The 17426-nt window shown below is 39.4% G+C and carries 12 protein-coding genes; 8 read left to right on the forward strand and 4 right to left on the reverse strand.

Annotated elements, in window-relative coordinates:
* Both B3P23_RS04000 and B3P23_RS04005 read left to right on the forward strand, forming a co-directional pair.
* On the forward strand, window positions 1-249 hold a 249-nt coding region (locus B3P23_RS04000; protein ID WP_293924640.1), incomplete at its 5' end, for a hypothetical protein.
* Between the two features lie 148 nt (window positions 250-397).
* Complete coding sequence (locus B3P23_RS04005) at window positions 398-805, forward strand: hypothetical protein (protein ID WP_293924641.1); 408 nt, start codon at window positions 398-400, stop codon at window positions 803-805.
* A gap of 334 nt (window positions 806-1139) precedes the next feature.
* Here B3P23_RS04005 and B3P23_RS04010 read toward each other — a convergent pair whose 3' ends face one another.
* From B3P23_RS04010 to B3P23_RS04020, 3 genes are read right to left on the reverse strand one after another with little or no spacing between them, the layout of a single operon-like run.
* Window positions 1140-3200, reverse strand: coding sequence for a family 16 glycosylhydrolase (locus tag B3P23_RS04010; protein WP_293924642.1), 2061 nt, complete (start codon window positions 3198-3200; stop codon window positions 1140-1142).
* Window positions 3201-3203: 3 nt separating this feature from the next.
* Window positions 3204-4754 carry a RagB/SusD family nutrient uptake outer membrane protein gene (locus tag B3P23_RS04015; RefSeq protein WP_045756040.1) on the reverse strand — a complete coding sequence of 517 codons (1551 nt, stop codon included), beginning with the start codon at window positions 4752-4754 and terminating at the stop codon, window positions 3204-3206.
* 26 nt (window positions 4755-4780) lie between these two features.
* On the reverse strand, window positions 4781-7834 hold the full coding sequence (locus tag B3P23_RS04020; RefSeq protein WP_293924646.1) for a SusC/RagA family TonB-linked outer membrane protein: 3054 nt from the start codon (window positions 7832-7834) through the stop codon (window positions 4781-4783).
* A gap of 172 nt (window positions 7835-8006) precedes the next feature.
* Between B3P23_RS04020 and B3P23_RS04025 the strand changes: the two genes are divergently transcribed.
* Window positions 8007-10901, forward strand: a complete 2895-nt coding sequence (locus B3P23_RS04025; protein ID WP_293924648.1) for a triple tyrosine motif-containing protein — start codon at window positions 8007-8009, stop codon at window positions 10899-10901.
* Between the two features lie 165 nt (window positions 10902-11066).
* On the opposite strand, the gene B3P23_RS04030 is transcribed toward B3P23_RS04025, so the two are convergent.
* A complete protein-coding gene (locus B3P23_RS04030) occupies window positions 11067-11543 on the reverse strand; it encodes a hypothetical protein (RefSeq protein WP_045753028.1) in 477 nt (158 codons plus the stop codon).
* A 164-nt stretch (window positions 11544-11707) separates the two neighbouring features.
* Here B3P23_RS04030 and B3P23_RS04035 point away from each other — a divergent pair, with 164 nt between their 5' ends.
* The 5 genes from B3P23_RS04035 to B3P23_RS04055 all read left to right on the forward strand — a co-directional run bounded on the left by B3P23_RS04035 (window position 11708) and on the right by B3P23_RS04055 (window position 17374).
* Entirely contained in the window at window positions 11708-13684 is a 1977-nt protein-coding gene (locus tag B3P23_RS04035; RefSeq protein ID WP_293924650.1) for a tetratricopeptide repeat-containing sensor histidine kinase, read from the forward strand.
* Window positions 13677-14309 (forward strand): response regulator, encoded by a 633-nt coding sequence (locus B3P23_RS04040; protein ID WP_293924651.1) that lies wholly within the window; start codon window positions 13677-13679, stop codon window positions 14307-14309. The genes B3P23_RS04035 and B3P23_RS04040 overlap by 8 nt, the downstream gene beginning before the upstream one ends.
* A gap of 188 nt (window positions 14310-14497) precedes the next feature.
* Window positions 14498-15448: a hypothetical protein gene (locus B3P23_RS04045; RefSeq protein ID WP_293924653.1), complete on the forward strand. Its 951-nt coding sequence runs from the start codon at window positions 14498-14500 to the stop codon at window positions 15446-15448.
* A 397-nt stretch (window positions 15449-15845) separates the two neighbouring features.
* Window positions 15846-16511: a fructose-6-phosphate aldolase gene (gene fsa / locus B3P23_RS04050; RefSeq protein WP_045753032.1), complete on the forward strand. Its 666-nt coding sequence runs from the start codon at window positions 15846-15848 to the stop codon at window positions 16509-16511.
* Window positions 16512-16516: 5 nt separating this feature from the next.
* Window positions 16517-17374: a transketolase gene (locus tag B3P23_RS04055; protein WP_293924655.1), complete on the forward strand. Its 858-nt coding sequence runs from the start codon at window positions 16517-16519 to the stop codon at window positions 17372-17374.
* Window positions 17375-17426 lie beyond the last annotated feature (52 nt).

Genomic DNA, 17426 nt, shown 5'->3' on the forward strand with positions numbered 1-17426 from the left:
AAACCTTTTTCAGGAAGGGACACCAGCTTCATATCAGATTCGGACAGTGTTTTACCAAAAGCCGTCTGTACACCGCTTCTGCACCGCCTATTTCCCGTCCCTGATCCGGGAAATGGACGGTGCAGGGACTTTGCAACTGCGGTGCAGGGACAAGAAAGTTTAAAACAAGGTACGAACAAGGTTAAAACAACGTACGAATCAGATCCAAATAGCCTGGACATCCCTGCTTTTGTTTTTGAAGGAAAATAAGGCTTTCAAGTGGCCAAGAGTGTACCGTTAGTGTACGGGCTATTCACGGGGAGTGTACCAATCCTGTACCAAGAATGTACGGAGAAGCTACTAAGAAGGTACCAAAGAGCTACTAAAAAGGTACCGTATAGCGACTCAGGTCAGTAGCTTGGCTGAAGATCAGGAGGCCTCGCCTAGACCAGCGCGCGAACACGGTGGTTCATGTATCTCCCAAGCATGCGTAGTGCATATGCTAAGTAATGGTCAAGCATGGATAGTGCGTAAAACGGTACCTGTTGATACACTATCCATGCACTATCAACGCTCTATCTATGCTTCATCTATACTTGATCAATGCCTGAAGATTGCTTCATCTCAAATAAGCGCTTTTAAGCGATCTAATTTAATTTTTCGGGTATCTGAGTGGCTTTGGGTCAATAACCTATCTGATCGCCTAAAATGCTGCTTAAATAAAAAGCTTGGAGCTATTCAGGATATCTTGAAGAGGTGTCGCAAGGATTTTTTGTTAAAATCTAAATTTTCAGTGTCGATGATCTTCGTGTTGATGTTTGAATGAAGGGGTTGAGGTTAGATATCCATTTTAAAAATCTGTTTGTGGCTTATGTCCAGCGGTGAAATTGACCGATTGGATTAAAAAAGTAGGAGCTTTCGTGTCCGCTGGTTATATTATTGTGTATGCAACTATATTGAATTTGAAAACAATTTTATGGAGTTGATACGGTATGTTTAAATAAGAAAAAAGGAGGTGGCATCTCCATGCTAGAAAATTGAATACAAGAGAACCAAAGTGCATGCTATAAAAAAAATCTTTCCAGCTCCATACTGGAAAGATTTTTTTGTTAAAATTAGATGTTTTACTTCTTCAATTCCAGATGGATAATGGCAATGATTTAAGGTAGCAATTCATATACCCGGACATAGTCAATTTCAAAAACTGCGGGAAATGCTCTTTCATCAATCCCGTTTTTGCCACCCCAATTTCCGCCGATGGCTAAATTGAGCAACCAGTGGAATTTTTGATCAAAAGGCCATTCCGCAAAGGATTTGTGTTCGTTTTCAACAGAAAAAATTTCTTGATCATCGATAAATCCTTTGATGTATTCTGGGGTCCAATCTACGCGGTATAAATGGAACACATCGGAAACACCAGCTACCTTTTTTGTGGCCGTTTTTTGAGTATTGATATTGTGGTTATACGCTCGGGTATGCGTCGATATATGCAATACATCTTGATCATAACCCACGTGTTCGAGTATGTCTATTTCACCTGAATTGGGCCAATTTCCATACGTTGATTCTGTAGGCAACATCCAGATCGCTGGCCAAGTACCGCGTCCTTTGGGCAATTTTGCTCGGGCTTCAAATCGGCCATATAAGAAATCACCCTTACCTTTACTGACCAAACGGGCAGAAGTGTAGGGTTTTCCACCTTTACTTTCTTTTAAAGCTTTGATTTTTAAAACTCCTTTGCCTACAATCGAGTTTTTGGAAGAAGACGCGACATAATACTGATCCTCATTATTGCCCCAGCCGTTATATTTTGAACCTACATCGTACGACCATTTTGTCGTGTCTGGTAAGCCTTCGTAATTAAATTCATCTGCCCAAATGGGATCACTTGAAAAACGGTAGGTGTTTTTTGTGCCTGCGGCGCTAATGTTTGACTTATTAGCCGTTACGTAAAAAGGGATGTTGGCTGTAGCCACGTTGTTGTGACCATCGGAAACATAGACAAATAATCGATATGCGCCTTCTTCTGCGGGAGCTGTAAGCTGTGTGTGCTGTTCACCTTCAGCTGCAATACGTCCTGGAATAGCCTTTGGTCTTTCTTCACGGTCACCACCTTCTTTCAGGTCGGTGCTTTCGTGGAGAAGCTCCCAGCGAGTCGTTAATTTATCGCCATCCAGATCGTTTACAGACACAGCAACAGGATAAGTTTTCCCCGGTTCGACATAAACGAAGTCAGCTGCCTTTTTTCCATCTAACAGCAGGGACGATACCTGTGGGGATCGGTTTGCAGGCCATTTTTTTGACCAGAGATATTCCATGACATCTACGACTGCATTTTCTTCACCTGCTTCTGTGAACAAGCCATACCAGGTAGGGGTGCGCTCTTGTTTCTGACCCCACAAAAACACATAAGAACCCAAGCAATGATTATCTTTTCCGATCGAGGCCTCATAGCGACTTTTGTATACAGCAGCTTTTTCACTACTATTTTCTTCAATAGAAGCAGACCAAGGAGTCTGGGTGACTTCCCAGTGTCCTGTAGGTCCCCATTCGGTGACGATGTACGGTTTTTTCCAACCGACACGTTTTATCTGCTCAGGTACGGAGGCGAGACCGCCATATACTTGAACAGCAATGAGATCGATAGCTGGACATTTTTCTTGGATATAGTCAAACTCCTTTTGGTTGATACCTGCCAGCATAGTGGTCACCAAATGATTGGGATCCAGATCATGGATCATGGCCGCAATATCATTGACAGTGTCCCAAACTTTGGGATTGCTATAATGCAGATTGAGCTCATTGCCGATTCCCCAGGCTAAAAGTGCTGGATGGTTTCGGTATTGGAGTACGGTTTTTCGTATTCCTTCCAATTGCTGAGCGACCAGTTCAGGATTGTTATAGTCAAATCCATGCCTTTCAGCGCGGACATCCAATCCTAAGGTGACAGTCAGTCCCAAGCGTTGGGCCTCATCCAATATTTTGTCGGCATTTTGGGGACTCCAAGTGCGTATGGAGTTACCTCCATACGCTTTTAGACGATCCATATAATTGGTGCCGCCAGCTCCTTTGATAAAATACGGCTGACCGTCACGCTTGATAATATAACCACCGTTTTCTTTAGCAATGACGGTTTTGACGGGTTTGTTTTCTTGCGATACTGCTAGCTGTACGCTAAAAAGGAGTAGGGAACACCAGATCCCTATTTTAATATACTTCATGATTTATCTGAAATTAGGATTAGCATCTATTTGTGTTTGCGGTATTGGCAAAGATTCACTCATGCCAGGAATAAATTTAGCGCCAAATACATCTTTTGCTTTTCCTGTACGAACCAAGTCGTTGAAACGTTCGCCCCACCACTCACAAGCAAATTCTGCTCGACGCTCGTCCAGGATCTGGTTTAACGTGACATTCGAAATTGCTCCTAATTTAGCTCGTTCTCGTACTAATCGGAACGGTTCATCCCCGTTTTGTCCCTTTCTTACTTTTGCTTCCGCATTTAAAAGCAATACATCGGCGTAACGAAGTATCCGAACATTATTATTTGCGCCATATTCCATTCTTCCTGCGGTCATTTGTGCTTTTGGAAGATACGCTTTTCCATTAAAATATTTAACACCAAATGGATTACCATAGACAACGTCACCACTAGGCGTGGTTGCCGAGGTCGCTGGGTTGCCGTTGATTCCACAATAGAGAATAGTTGTTTTTAAACGTTCGTTGTCTCCACGATTTGTTAGAAAATCGACAATATCTTGCGACGGAGGAACCCATCCCGCACCTGAAATGGGACTTCCTTTTTGATCCCCAGATGGACCTTGCCATTTAAAAAATGTTCCCCAGTCTACTCCTGGACGTACAATATCTCCTGTGCTTAAGCCAAAATCGGAATATTGCAATTCAAATAACGACTCGTTCGCTAGTTTTCCAGGTATCTTAAACAGTTCGTAATAGTTTGGATATAAAGAAAATTTATTGCTCGCAATGATCTTATTGGTTGCATCTAAGACTTCTTCCCAATGGGGACTGCCATTATCATTTCCGGCAAGGTCTGCAGCAGCCTTAGCTTTTAGGAGCAGTGCGGTATATTTGGTAACGGCACCGATATGGATGGACTGATTGGGACGTGCATCTTCGAGATCTTCGATACATTCATTCATTTCAGCAATGATAAATTGTCTTACTTCGGCCGCAGTGCTCTTCTCGATGGTTGCTAGACGTCCTATGTTTTCACTGTCGATCAAAATGGGTACATTTCCAAAGAGGCGAGAAGCCATGAGATGGGCATAGGCTCTCAGAAATCTTACCTCAGCTTTATATTGCTTATTTAAGATCAGGTCTTTGGTATTGCTCGCGGGTATTTTTGCAGCAAAATTGTCCAGCTCAATCAACGCATTGTTGACTGCGATAACCAGACTGTAATAACTGATCCAAGACTGATTGAGTCCCCAATAGGACTGAACCGTTACATCATTTTGGAAATTTTTGATCGCCATTAACTCTGGATTATCATTTGGATTGGGTGCCGCCTGCAGGTAGTCATCATCTCGCATACAGCGTATGGAAAGATCGATCCAATGCACCAGATTGTCGTCTGCGGCTGATCGGTATACGCCAGAAACAGGGCCATACATGAGGGCAGTATTGCTGTAGTCGATTTCTTCCGAACGTTGTTGATTTTCAAGAGGCTTGTCTAAAAACTTTTTACAGCTACTCATGGAGAGGGGTACTGCGATACAACTTGCTATGAGGATATATTTAAATGTGTTCATAAGATTAAAAAAGTAAGGGTTAAAAATTAAAATGAAACTTTGACTCCTAGGCTGTATGTGGATGCAATTGGATATACATTGGCATCAAATCCCATTCCCGACACTTCTGGTGTAAAACCATTATATTTGGTAAACATAAAAGGCCGATCTGCTGTGACGAATATGCGGGTCGGTAGTTTTGGAAAGTCAAAATTATAGCCCAATTGAATGTTTTGAACGCGCAGGTAAGCACCGCTTTCGACAAAGAATGAACTTGCCTGTAGGTTCCATGATGCGACAGAGCCTGCTGCGGATGGATGGGTATTGCTAGTGCCTTCACCGGTCCATAGATTTTCAACAAACGCTGCATCAACATTCATTTGATTGTATTTTCTTCTCATCGCTCGGTTGAGATTATGGATTTTGTTGCCACTTACACCTTGGAAGGCGATACTCATATCAAATTTTTTGTAATCGAATGCTAGATTGAAACCGTAGGTGATCTTGGGAAGGTAGTTTCCTAAATTGATACGGTCGTTTTCATCCAGTTCTCCATTATTATTTTGGTCTTTGTATTGGAAATAACCTGGTACAATAGGGGAGTTTGGATTCTGTTTATTGTATGCACTTGCGATGGGGTCGGCATCGATCTGCGCCTGATTTTGATAGACTCCCGCGACTTCATATCCATAATAATAGTTGATCGGCTCGTTGATCTGGATTCTTGCCGGGAATTCCGCTGACCATTCTGGGTAGCCGTTCATGATATTTTCTAATCCTCCCAGATTTTTGACTGTATTTTTTAATGTGGTTACATTTCCGGCAATAGCATAGCCTAATGCTCCAATTTTATCTTTCCATTGAAGTCCGACTTCCCATCCACTGTTGGCTACACTGCCCCAGTTTCCATATACACGATCCCAAGAAAATGGAATTGGTCTGCTGAAAGCCAGATCATGAGTCGTTCTGTGGTAGTAATCAACAGTACCGCTCAAGCGATTGTTCAATAAAGCAAAATCTAGACCGCCATCCCATTCTTCCACGACCTCCCAGCGTACTGGAGAGAAGAATCTACCGATGCGATAACCAGGTATTCTTGTGCCGTTTGTTGTACCCTCACTACCAAATATTCCTGAAAAATTATTCCCTGAATATACGGTTGCATACCCTGCATTGGGTTGGATACCGTCATTTCCTAACTTACCCCAGCTTCCGCGTATTTTTAACTGATTGAAAAGCGTCTGATTTTCCATAAACTTTTCCTTGGTCAATACCCATCCTAATCCTACGGATGGAAAATATCCCCATTTCGTTTGATATTTAGAACTTCCATCGGCACGGAAAGTGGCGGTCAATAAATATTTGTTGTCATAGTCGTACGTTCCTCTTGTAAAATATGATATTCCTGCGTTACGAGAGCCCCTTTCACCATATCCCGTTGCCGAACCTATTCCCTGAGCACCCACGCCTACATACCAAAATTCTTCCGATTCGGGTACATCATTGGCCTGTACCCAAGTTTCGCGCCAGCGTTCTTCACGTGAAGATTGCCCCAAAAGCACTGTCCAGTGGTGTTTGCCAGCTTGATCTTTGTAAGTCAGTAAATTGTCTAAGATATAGTTGTTGTTACGCGCCTGTGCAGATCGTAGAAAAGATCGGTCGTTTCGCTGGTCATTATCGATATAATAAATGGGATTATAACCGATGTTATGAGTGGATTGGTACCGTTGGCTGAGCTGTGATTTGAACGTAATCTTGTCTTTCCACAATTCTGCTTCTACGTAAAAACTCGGTAGGATCTGGAATCCTTTTGTTTGATTGTTGTTATAGAAGGCGGTAGCGATAGGATTATTGTACCAAAATCCCGATTGCATACCGATCGCTGTGCTAGATCCAAATTTTTCCGGTTTTGAAAGTTCGAGGGAAGGATCATACACCGGGTATAGCGGAGTAGCAAAATAGGCCTGACGGAAAGCAGCATTATTGGGATGGTAAGATTTAAAGTTATTTAAATGTGCCATGAATCCAACTTTTAACCAATCTGTGACTTTGGCATCAGCCTGCATGCGCATGTTAAATTTTTGGTTATTGTTTTTAGCATCCATGATGCCTTCTTGTTTGACGTAGTTGAGTCCAAACGCATAGCTTATCTTTTCACTTCCGCCCATGACATCGACATTGTGATTGGTTATTAATGCTTTTGAGCGTAGCAGCTCATTGAACCAATCCGTATCCATCGCTGGATTGGTCTCTGTGCCACCAAATTTTTCAACTGAATTTTTTACAAATGCACCATTTCCTGTGGCTGTAGCATAATGAGCATACTGCTGAGCATTTGCCATTTTTAGAATGTTGGTTGGTGTCTGAAATCCGGCAAAACCATTGTAAGTTACTCGGGATTTCATATTTAAACTCCCTTTTTTGGTCGTGACTAGAATGACCCCATTTGCGGCACGAACCCCATATATCGCTGCTCCAGATGCATCTTTTAAAATAGAGATGTCGGCTATATCGTTGGGGTTTAGGAAGTCAATATTGTCCATAAACATACCATCGACCACATACAAAGGACTTTCATTATTAAATGATCCTACTCCGCGGACCCGTACTGATGGTGTAGATCCAGGCGCTCCCGAGCTGACAATCTGTACTCCTGTAACGGCACCTTGGAGGGCATCCATGGGATTAGAAACGGTACGTTTGGCCATATCTTGCATATTGACCGTTGAAATTGGTGCGGTGAGATCGCCTTTTCTTTGTGTACCGTACCCTACGACGACGACTTCATCGAGATTAAAATCGGTATTCGCTTTTAATTGGATGGTCACTGAATTGCCTGTAATGGCTACAGTTTTTGTTTCATAGCCCAGCGAAGAGACCATCAAATAACTTGATCTTTGAGGGATAACGATTGTGAAATCTCCATTTTCGTTGCTACTTGTTCCAATTTTGGAATCTCCGGATACGGTAATACTGGCCACAAGAGGAATCCCCAGTTCATTGGTGACTTTACCTGTAATCGTTCTGCTCTGCGCACTTACTGGATTGGTAAGGCAAGACAGAAGAGCAACACTTGCCATGATGCTAACATTATTTCTCATGCTTGATAAATTAAAAATTTAGGACTGTTTATAATTAGCCCAAAATTAGACTTAGATCGGCGTAAGTTAAATTTTTCCACTACTTCAACACTACATCATATTGGGTTTATGATATAAAATTCGGTATATTTGGGGTACGTCAAGTTTACGTCAACCCGATTATTAATCTTTTATGAAATACCTTTTTATACTGTATCTTATTGCTTCTTTTTTTTTACCGATTACCTCAGCTGGGCAACAGTTAATTGGGTTACCTCTCGTGAATAACTACAATAAAACTATATATCAAGGGGGAAGCCGTACTTGGGATATCAAACAAGATAGTAGGGGAATCCTATATTTTGGCAATAGTGAAGGGCTGATTACTTTTGACGGGAGATATTGGAAATCTTATGCTTTACCTAATCATACCATCATTCGGTCCTTATGGATTGATGACCATGACCGTATTTATGTAGGTGGTCAAGGAGAGTTCGGTTACTTTGAACCTGCTCAACAGGGAGGATTGACCTATACCTCATTAAAAGCACTGATACCTGAAGAATACCGTAATTTTGCCGATATCTGGAATACCATTTCATTTGGGCAGTCTGTTTTTTTTAGAGCGACCAATGTGATTTTTGAATTTAAAGGTCAAAAAATAACGGTGCACCCTGCAGCTGCTGAATGGTATTTTATGGGCAAGGTCGGGGAATCATTATTTGCACAAGATAAAAAAAATGGACTATTGGTCTACCGTAACCATCATTGGTCCCCACTGCTCGTGGCTTTACCTTATACCGATATGAAGATATCTGCCATGATACCACTAGGTAAAGATCGGATTGTTATCTCAACTTTAAATAATCAGAATTATGAGTTGAAAGACAGGGCTTTAATCCGATTAAATAAGGAGGGTTGGGAGGATAGTTATACACCATCCTCAGCTCGAATTGATGATTCAACCTTTGTGATTGGCAATGCAAAAGATGGTTGCCACATACGTCATATCAATGGCAAGACTATACAACGTATCGGTGTAAGAGAAGGATTACAGAACAAGAATATTTCCGCAGTATTTGTGGATCAACAGCAGCATATTTGGGTGGCGAGTGACAATTGCATTTCGGTGATTTCCTACGGATCTGCCTTACGGTATCTGAGACCAAATCTTGAAAATGATGTCACTGGTTTATCTTCCTTAATTTTTGATTATAAATTATATTTATCTTCTTCAAATGGAGTTTATGTGGCTCCTATTACCAAAGGAATGAAAGACCAAAGTCGTTCATTGAGCTCATTTTCGCTTTTTCCAAAAAGTGATGGTGGAGAGGCATGGCTCTTAAAAGAATTAAATGGTCACTTATTACTTGGACATAATAAGGGGCTTTTTCAGGTAAAAGATCAATCTTTAATCCCCATATCCAATCGGACCGGGATTTGGAATGTATTGCCTTTAAGCTCGGTATTTCCGGTAGATCACGCTCTCGTGGGGACTTATCAGGGTTTTGAGTTACTTCATTATGAACAAGGTAGCTTTCATTCTGGAGGACAGCTGCGTGGGATACTTGATTCTTATCGTTTTATAGAGCAGGATGATCGAAAAACAATCTGGGCATCACATCCCTATCGGGGTATTTACCGCATGCGACTCGCAGCAGATAGACAATCGTATCAAGCAGATCTATTTACTAAAAAAAATGGTTTGCCCTCTGATTATCAAAACTTCGTGTTTAAGATCAAAGATCAAGTTGTATTTGCAACAGAAAAGGGGCTTTACAGTTATGATTATGGTAAGCATGTTTTTGTACCTGCACTTGATTTTAAAGTATTTGATGGGCTTACGATTCGTTATTTAAAAGAAGATCAAGATGGAAATATCTGGTTTTGTACAAACAAATCTGTAGGAGTAGCACAATTTGATCCAAAGGGGAAAACGTATCAGCTGGTCAAATTTCCTGAAATGGAAGGAATGAATACCTCTGGCTTTGATCATATCAATACGTATGATAAAAATAATATCTATATCGTTGCGGAAAAAGGAATTATTCACCTTAACTATGAAAAGTATATCAAAGAAGCACGTAAACCAACGGTACTGTTATCACATGTAACTGTAAAATCCAGTCGTGATAGTATTATTTTTGCAGGATATTTTCCTAAAAATTTAAGCGGCAATGATAAGAAATTGAATGCTGAAGAGCCACAACTAGCTTCTAATTTGAATTCTTTTCAATTTGCTTTTTCATCGCCAAGTTATGGAATCCATGAACATGTGGAGTTTAGTTATCAACTGGTCGGGTATGACGAAAATTGGTCTCCATGGGCTCATGTTTCTGAAAAATCATACACCAATCTTCCGAGTGGTCACTACCGTTTTCAAGTGAAAGTTCGAAATAATCTCAATCAGATCTCCGAAGTATCGTCTTATGGTTTTACAATTTTACCGCCTTGGTATCTAAGTTTTTGGGCAAAGTTGATATATGTCATCTTAGGTGGGTTTGCTGTATATGGTTTTTTCACGATACAAAAACAAATATGGAAAAGACAGCGTGTCCAATATGAAAAGAAAATGGAACAGCTTCGGTACATCCATCAACTTGAAATCGAAAAAAGCGAAAAGGAAATCGTAAAACTCAATAATGAGAAACTAGAACAAGAAGTGTTGCTCAAAACCAAGGAGTTGGCAAGTGCAAGTATGAAATTATTAGAAAATTCTGGAACTCTAGTCAAAGTCCGTGACGAATTGGCAAAATTAGAAATCGGAGAGGAAGAGGCATCTGATTTAAAACGTGTCCATAGTTTATTGAAAGATGTGGAGAAAAATAGTGCAAATTGGGATCAATTCGCCTCTCATTTCGATGAGCTCAATGATGGTTTTTTGAATAAGCTAAAGTCCAACCACTCGGGACTATCACGTAATGATTTAAAAGTGTGTGCCTATTTAAAGCTGAATTTCACGACCAAGCAAATCGCGCAATTGCAAAATATTACGGTCAGGGGTGTCGAAATTCACCGTTATCGATTACGTAAAAAATTGCCGGTTGGAAAAGATCAATCATTAAGTGATTTCTTGAATGAAATCTGATCTACTAGGATATGAACTTCAGTCAGCTAGGAAATAGCTGTGGTTATGAATTTCATCTTTTGGGTGGTCTTTTATTGGAAAGGCTTAATTGAAATTTGACTATGGACCGTACGTCCATAGTCATTGTATTCATTAGAAAATATAGTTTTTTAACAGTGATCTTTTTTAAAACGAATATTGTTTCGTTAAGTTAGCACCGTCACCAGATAGAGTTGGATTTTCATTGACCTTAACGGTTCCGTCTACTTCAATTTTGTAGTTAACAGGTAGGTCTTCACCATAATTGATAATTTGTACACCACCAGAAAATGCCTGAATAGGCTGCGTTGTTTCAATAACGTAAGTTTTGGTTCCGCCAATGAAATCCGTCTTACTTAAACCTATCGCTGATTCTCCGGTTTTGACCACCCCGTTTACTTTCCATACATCATTTTTTCCAGCTGAAGTTCCACCTGCAACAACTACCGATACATAATCGCGATCTTGATTTACGTTGCTTAATGTTACTGTAATTTTATAATTACTTCCTTTAGGTACAACTTCACTATTATCGTTGTCTTTGCTACAACTCGTAGTCAGTGATCCAAATGTGAGTAGGGATAAAACTCCTAAAAGGGCTATTTTAGCATTTACTTTTTTCATAACTGTATTTTTTTGTATTTTGTATGAACAAATTTCAACAGATTGCCCTATTGGAACAATCATCCTAAACCCTGATTTAATTTCTAATGGTTTACCATGATTTTTTCGGGAGATGAAAATAGCCTTCTTTTTATTTTGATATTTGTTGTATAAATTGTAGATCGATGTTTAAGCGTTTTTTTTTAGTATTCTTTTTTTTAATTTTCATCCTTATCAATAACAGCAAAGCACAGCAACTCATTCCTTTAGATGAAGAGCTGTACTTAAAACAAATAAATAACCTCATCAAATCAGGTGATACGGATAGTATACGACTGAATAACTCTCTTTTGCTTTCCGAATATTGGGCTCCTACAGATAGTCTAAAAAGCAGGCAGTCGCTTGATGCTGTTTTGCATTCAAAAGGTAAACATATATTGAGTAGCGGTCTTCTAGATTATTATCAAGCTGTTTTCTATACGAATCAGGGGGATAAAACCAAAGCTAAAAATCTGTATGAAGAAGCTATCCGTATCTTGGAGAAAGAACCTCAAAATACAGAGATATTGATTAAATCTTGGTACAATTACGCTTACATTCAAGTGCCTGAAAAGGGATATGATTTCTTAGTAAAAACATTGACAGAGAAATGTATTCCTCTGAGTGATAAAAGTGGAAATAAAGAACTTTTGGCTTTTTGTTACACGCAGCTAGGCTTGACTTTTATGTCTGTTGGAGATTTTAATAAAGCCGACGAATACCATCAAAAAGCACTGGAAAAAATCCATCAGATTGGACCACAGAACACGGTTCACCTGCTTACTTATCTCAATATGGTGAGCAATTATTGCTACATGCCTGATAGTAAGACCGCGAAGCGCTACCTGGATAAAGCAACACTACTGATCCAGCAACATCCAAATACGCAACATGCTGCCAATTATTACTATCAGGTGGCCATGTACTATACGACAATACAGCAGTTTGAACCAGCACTGGAAAATCTGCGCAAAGGAATTAGATTCGCTAAGCATAAAAAGCAACTCAAAATGTTGCAGATGTTAAATTTCCGGATGTATAATATTTACCTTGTACAAAAGGATTACAAAAAAGCGAAGGCTTTGATGGAAGGAATTTTGAAAGAGGGAATTTTGACAAGGGAAGGAATAAACCGCAAAATTGTTCTGACGCAATTGGCATCTGTAAACGAATTATTGGGTGATTATAAACAAGCTTATCATTGGATGAAGGAATCCAGCGTATTGACTGATAGCATTCAGAAGCAGCAATTATTGGAAAAGATGAATGAGTATGAGATCTTGCATCAAACTTCTGTCAAACAACAAACGATCAATCGTTTGGAACAAGAAAAAAAAGAAAATCAACTTATTGCTCGTAATAAAAGCCTACGGACGACACTTTTAGGGATCGCACTTGGTTTAAGTTTGGTGATTGCGTTGCTGGCTTTTCTCAATTATACAAATCAACGAAAACTCAATGATCAAATCAGTGTAAGTCATCGGCAACAGTTAAGGCGTATCGAGGACGAAAGGAAATATGAGGCTACACAAGCTATTTTGAAGGGCGAAGAGCAGGAGCGGCAGCGCATTGCTCAGGATCTTCATGATTGTATGGGGGGCATGCTGGCGAATATCAGAATGACGATTTCAAAAGACCCCGTCGGAAGTATAGATCAATCAAATGATATTATTCAAAAGTTGGATCGTTCTATTTCCGAAATGCGCAGAATTTCGAGAAACCTGATGCCTGAAACATTGAAAAATCTAGGATTGGAGATCGCATTAACAGAATTGTGTGAGTCGATGAGCCACAAAAATCTTCCTATTCAATTTGAGGCTTTTGATTTAACTGAAAATATCCCCTTTCAAACACAGTTGGCGCTTTACCGTATTACCCAAGAAAGTATCGGTAATGCATTGAAATATGCCCAAGCCAGCAATATTATCGTGCAGATCAGTCAGAATAATAATCTGCTACAGCTCACGATCGAAGATGATGGAATTGGATTTGATAAAAAAGAGATTACGGAAGGTTTGGGATTAAGAAATATTGAAAATCGCGTCCGATTAGTTAACGGAAGGGTTGATATCATTTCATCAAAGGGTGAAGGAACGACTATAAATATCGAGTGTTATGTTTAATAAAAATAGCCTCAATCTGGCCATTGTTGATGATCATCCCATGATTTTGGAAGGATTGAAATCTCTCTTACAACATGAAGACAAATTTCAAATCTTTTCATTTACAAAGGGCACTGCTATCGTTGACTTTATTCAAGAGAATAAGGTGGATATTGTATTGTTGGATATTATTTTAAGTGATGGTAGCGGGCTTGATTTTTGTAAAATAATCAAACAAAGTTCGCCACATACTATTGTCCTGGGTATCAGCAACCAAGCAGAGCGCAGTATGATTTTTCGCTTTTTAGAAAATGGCGGAAATGGCTATATTTTAAAAAATGCGGATTCAGAAGAGATTATTGCATGTATCGAAAAAGCACTGCATGGGGATTTAGCTTTAAGTAAAGAGGTGCAGCAGATCTTGTTGCGTCCGACTAAAAATACGGTTGAAATCCCTAGATTGACCAAGCGGGAACAACAGATTTTACAAGCTATTGCCAATGGGCATACCTCAGCAGTAATCGCTGAAAATCTGTTTATTTCAATTATCACGGTAGAGACACACCGTCGAAATTTATTAAAAAAATTTCAGGCGAAAAACATGATTGAATTGGTCAAAATCGCTACAGAAAACAAATTGATTTAGAAATATACAAGCTATTATAATTATTTCAGTATCTCATTTTTGTTCATTTCTTGTATTTAATCTGCTCTTTAATTGCGATCGAGTGTGGTTAAGGAAGATGACTTGCTATAAAGCTTTGATTTATTCTATTTTTATTTAACTTTGACAATACTAGTAATCAATTTTAATCATCATAAGTTTCATCGGAAATGAATCAGATCTCTATCAGTCGACTTTTAGCCCTATCTTTAATTTTATTTTTAATTGTTTCTTGTAAAAAATCTGAAGACAATCAGGAGCGGTTTAGTAATGGATTGTCCATTATCGTTCATGAAGGACATGTTGCCATCAGTGGTTATCGATCTTTAGGGGGAGAGCGTGGTACTGTTTACTGGTTGGATGGAGTGAAGACAAGTCAAACTCAGTTTGATCAACATCTTGCGAAAGGAACCTTATATCGTAAAGCGATTGATGATCTGGGTAAAATAAATTATGAATATAAAAATCAGATAGGGGGCAAGGATTCCTATCAGCTGGATCAGGGAAGTTATCTGTTGGATACCGTCATGTACTTTTATCAAAATAGTGTTCGGTTAAAAATGGAGAGTGATAGTGTGGGGGTATTGAGGACGATCGGGATCTATAAGGATAAACCTATTTTTGCAGGCATGTTTGGCAAAGTTTCAAAAGTTAATGGAAGCGGTTCTTTAGCGATTAGCAAACCCTTCTTTTGGGACGGAGTGTCGGAACCTCTTGCATTGCCTCTACCGAATAAAGGAATCTTTAAAGAAGTTACCGCTATTTTTCAAAGTAATGAAAATACGGTTTATGTAGGGGGTAACTGTGGTTTTCCGGTTTATTGGAAAAATCAGGAACTGGTTATATTGGATGATCGATATGGGGAAGTTTTGCAAATCACACAATCTAAAAATGATATTTATGCGGTCGGTTTGATTAATAAATATCAATCCAATAGTACACGACATACTGCCTGCTATTGGAAAAATGGTACTCTGTATGAACTGGAAGATAATGCGCAGGCTTCTGGGATTTATATTGATGGAGAAGACGTTTATGTAACGGGTTCTACTGGTGACGTTCCTGTCAATTATAAACCCTGTTACTGGAAGAATGGTGTCCGTGTGGATTTGCCCATATAAAGAAGAAAAACTGATCTAGCACACTGTATTTTTCAGTACTTTTCAATTTATCATAGTATTCGATGAGATTAAAAAGTGACGTCAACCGACGTCACTTTTTCTATTTGTAGCGTATAGTTTTCACTCCAATTCTTAGTTGTCTCTAAACCTGTTTGAAAGAAAATTTGATGTAGGAGCCTATATTGTAATTTAGGAGGTATAGATGCTATTTGTAGACACAGTACTTGATTAAGTGCTGTTTTAAAGGATTTGGGAGGATGTTTTAAACATTTTTACCCTTATTTTTAAGATCTGTTTCATTGTATAAGCGCCCAATCATATAGTTTTGTTATACAATTAGAGATTTTTCATCTGCTAATTGTTGACCAACAATAAACAACTAAACTTAAATTGATAAATGAAATTTTTTATTGACACAGCTAACTTGAAGGATATTCAAGAAGCCCAAGACTTCGGGGTATTGGATGGTGTGACGACCAACCCTACATTAATGGCAAAAGAGGGGATTAGTGGAGATGACCATGTTCAGAAACATTACCTTGATATATGTGCCATAGTGGATGGGGATGTAAGTGCCGAAGTGATTGCGACGGACTATGCAGGTATGATTTACGAAGGGGAGGAGTTGGCTTCTTTAAATACTAAAATAGTGGTTAAAGTACCGATGACCAAAGATGGGATAAGGGCTATTAAATATTTCAGTAAAAAGGGTATCAAAACGAACTGTACATTAGTGTTTTCTGCAGGACAAGCCTTGTTGGCAGCAAAGGCGGGTGCAACTTATGTGTCTCCATTTATTGGCCGCTTAGATGACATCTCTGTCGATGGCCTCGGTCTTATCAATGAAATTCGTGAAATATATGATAACTATGGATTTTCAACGCAAATATTAGCCGCTTCTGTACGCAACAGTGCGCATATATTAGGCTGTGCTAAAATTGGTGCTGATGTCATTACATCTCCTTTGTCAGCGATTCTTTCTCTTTTAAAACATCCTTTAACGGACAGCGGACTTGCTCAATTCTTAGCTGATCATAAGCGAGTGGCTGATCAAAATAATTAATAGTTATGGAAATGAATAAAAAAAGTGTTTCCGAACTAGAAGAAATTGTTTCTCAGGTTCGAAGAGATATTGTTCGGATGGTTCACTCCTGTCAATCTGGACATCCTGGAGGATCTTTGGGTTGTACAGAGCTTTTGGTTGCTTTATATTTTGAAGTGATGAATAGAAAGGAGGGATTTGATCTCGATGGAAAAGGGGAAGATTTATTTTTCCTTTCTAATGGTCATATTTCACCTGTCTTCTATAGCGTATTGGCAAGAGCAGGTTATTTTGATGTAGCGGAGTTGGCATCGTTTCGTAAGATTGGATCCCGATTGCAAGGTCATCCCACTACCCATGAGGGATTGCCAGGTATTCGTATCGCATCAGGTTCCTTGGGACAAGGGTTGTCTGTATCGATTGGTGCAGCTCAAGCTAAGAAATTGAATCACGATAAAGGCTTGATTTATGTGCTGATGGGTGATGGCGAATTGCAAGAAGGTCAAGTATGGGAAGCTGCTATGTATGCCCCCCACAATAAAGTGGATAACCTTATCGCTATTATTGATTATAATGGGGCACAAATTGATGGAGCAACTCAAGATGTTTTGTCACTAGGAAATCTTTCCGACAAGTGGTTGGCTTTTGGCTGGCATGTCATCGAAATAAAAAATGGAAATGATATTGCTTCTATACTGGAGGGGCTTTCCGAAGCAAAATCACAAGCTAATAAAGGTGTGCCTGTTATTATTTTATTGCATACTGAAATGGGGAATGGTGTCGATTTTATGATGGGTTCGCATAAATGGCATGGTGTAGCTCCAAATAACGATCAATTGGCTATCGCTTTAGCTCAGAATCAAGAAACATTAGGTGATTATTAATTATTATTAGTATGTAAAGTATTGGTATTTAAAGTTTAGTGACGTTTTGCTT

It is taken from the genome of Sphingobacterium sp. UBA6320 (assembly GCF_002440335.1).
In the GTDB taxonomy this organism is placed as follows: domain Bacteria; phylum Bacteroidota; class Bacteroidia; order Sphingobacteriales; family Sphingobacteriaceae; genus Sphingobacterium.

What these genes read in the sequence shown, in the direction of transcription:
- B3P23_RS04010 (WP_293924642.1), bottom strand. Translation starts at nt 3,200, where the DNA reads ATGAAGTATATTAAAATAGGGATCTGGTGTTCCCTACTCCTTTTTAGC.
- B3P23_RS04015 (WP_045756040.1), bottom strand. Translation starts at nt 4,754, where the DNA reads ATGAACACATTTAAATATATCCTCATAGCAAGTTGTATCGCAGTACCC.
- B3P23_RS04020 (WP_293924646.1), bottom strand. Translation starts at nt 7,834, where the DNA reads ATGAGAAATAATGTTAGCATCATGGCAAGTGTTGCTCTTCTGTCTTGC.
- B3P23_RS04025 (WP_293924648.1), top strand. Translation starts at nt 8,007, where the DNA reads ATGAAATACCTTTTTATACTGTATCTTATTGCTTCTTTTTTTTTACCG.
- B3P23_RS04030 (WP_045753028.1), bottom strand. Translation starts at nt 11,543, where the DNA reads ATGAAAAAAGTAAATGCTAAAATAGCCCTTTTAGGAGTTTTATCCCTA.
- B3P23_RS04035 (WP_293924650.1), top strand. Translation starts at nt 11,708, where the DNA reads ATGTTTAAGCGTTTTTTTTTAGTATTCTTTTTTTTAATTTTCATCCTT.
- B3P23_RS04040 (WP_293924651.1), top strand. Translation starts at nt 13,677, where the DNA reads ATGTTTAATAAAAATAGCCTCAATCTGGCCATTGTTGATGATCATCCC.
- B3P23_RS04045 (WP_293924653.1), top strand. Translation starts at nt 14,498, where the DNA reads ATGAATCAGATCTCTATCAGTCGACTTTTAGCCCTATCTTTAATTTTA.
- fsa (WP_045753032.1), top strand. Translation starts at nt 15,846, where the DNA reads ATGAAATTTTTTATTGACACAGCTAACTTGAAGGATATTCAAGAAGCC.
- B3P23_RS04055 (WP_293924655.1), top strand. Translation starts at nt 16,517, where the DNA reads ATGGAAATGAATAAAAAAAGTGTTTCCGAACTAGAAGAAATTGTTTCT.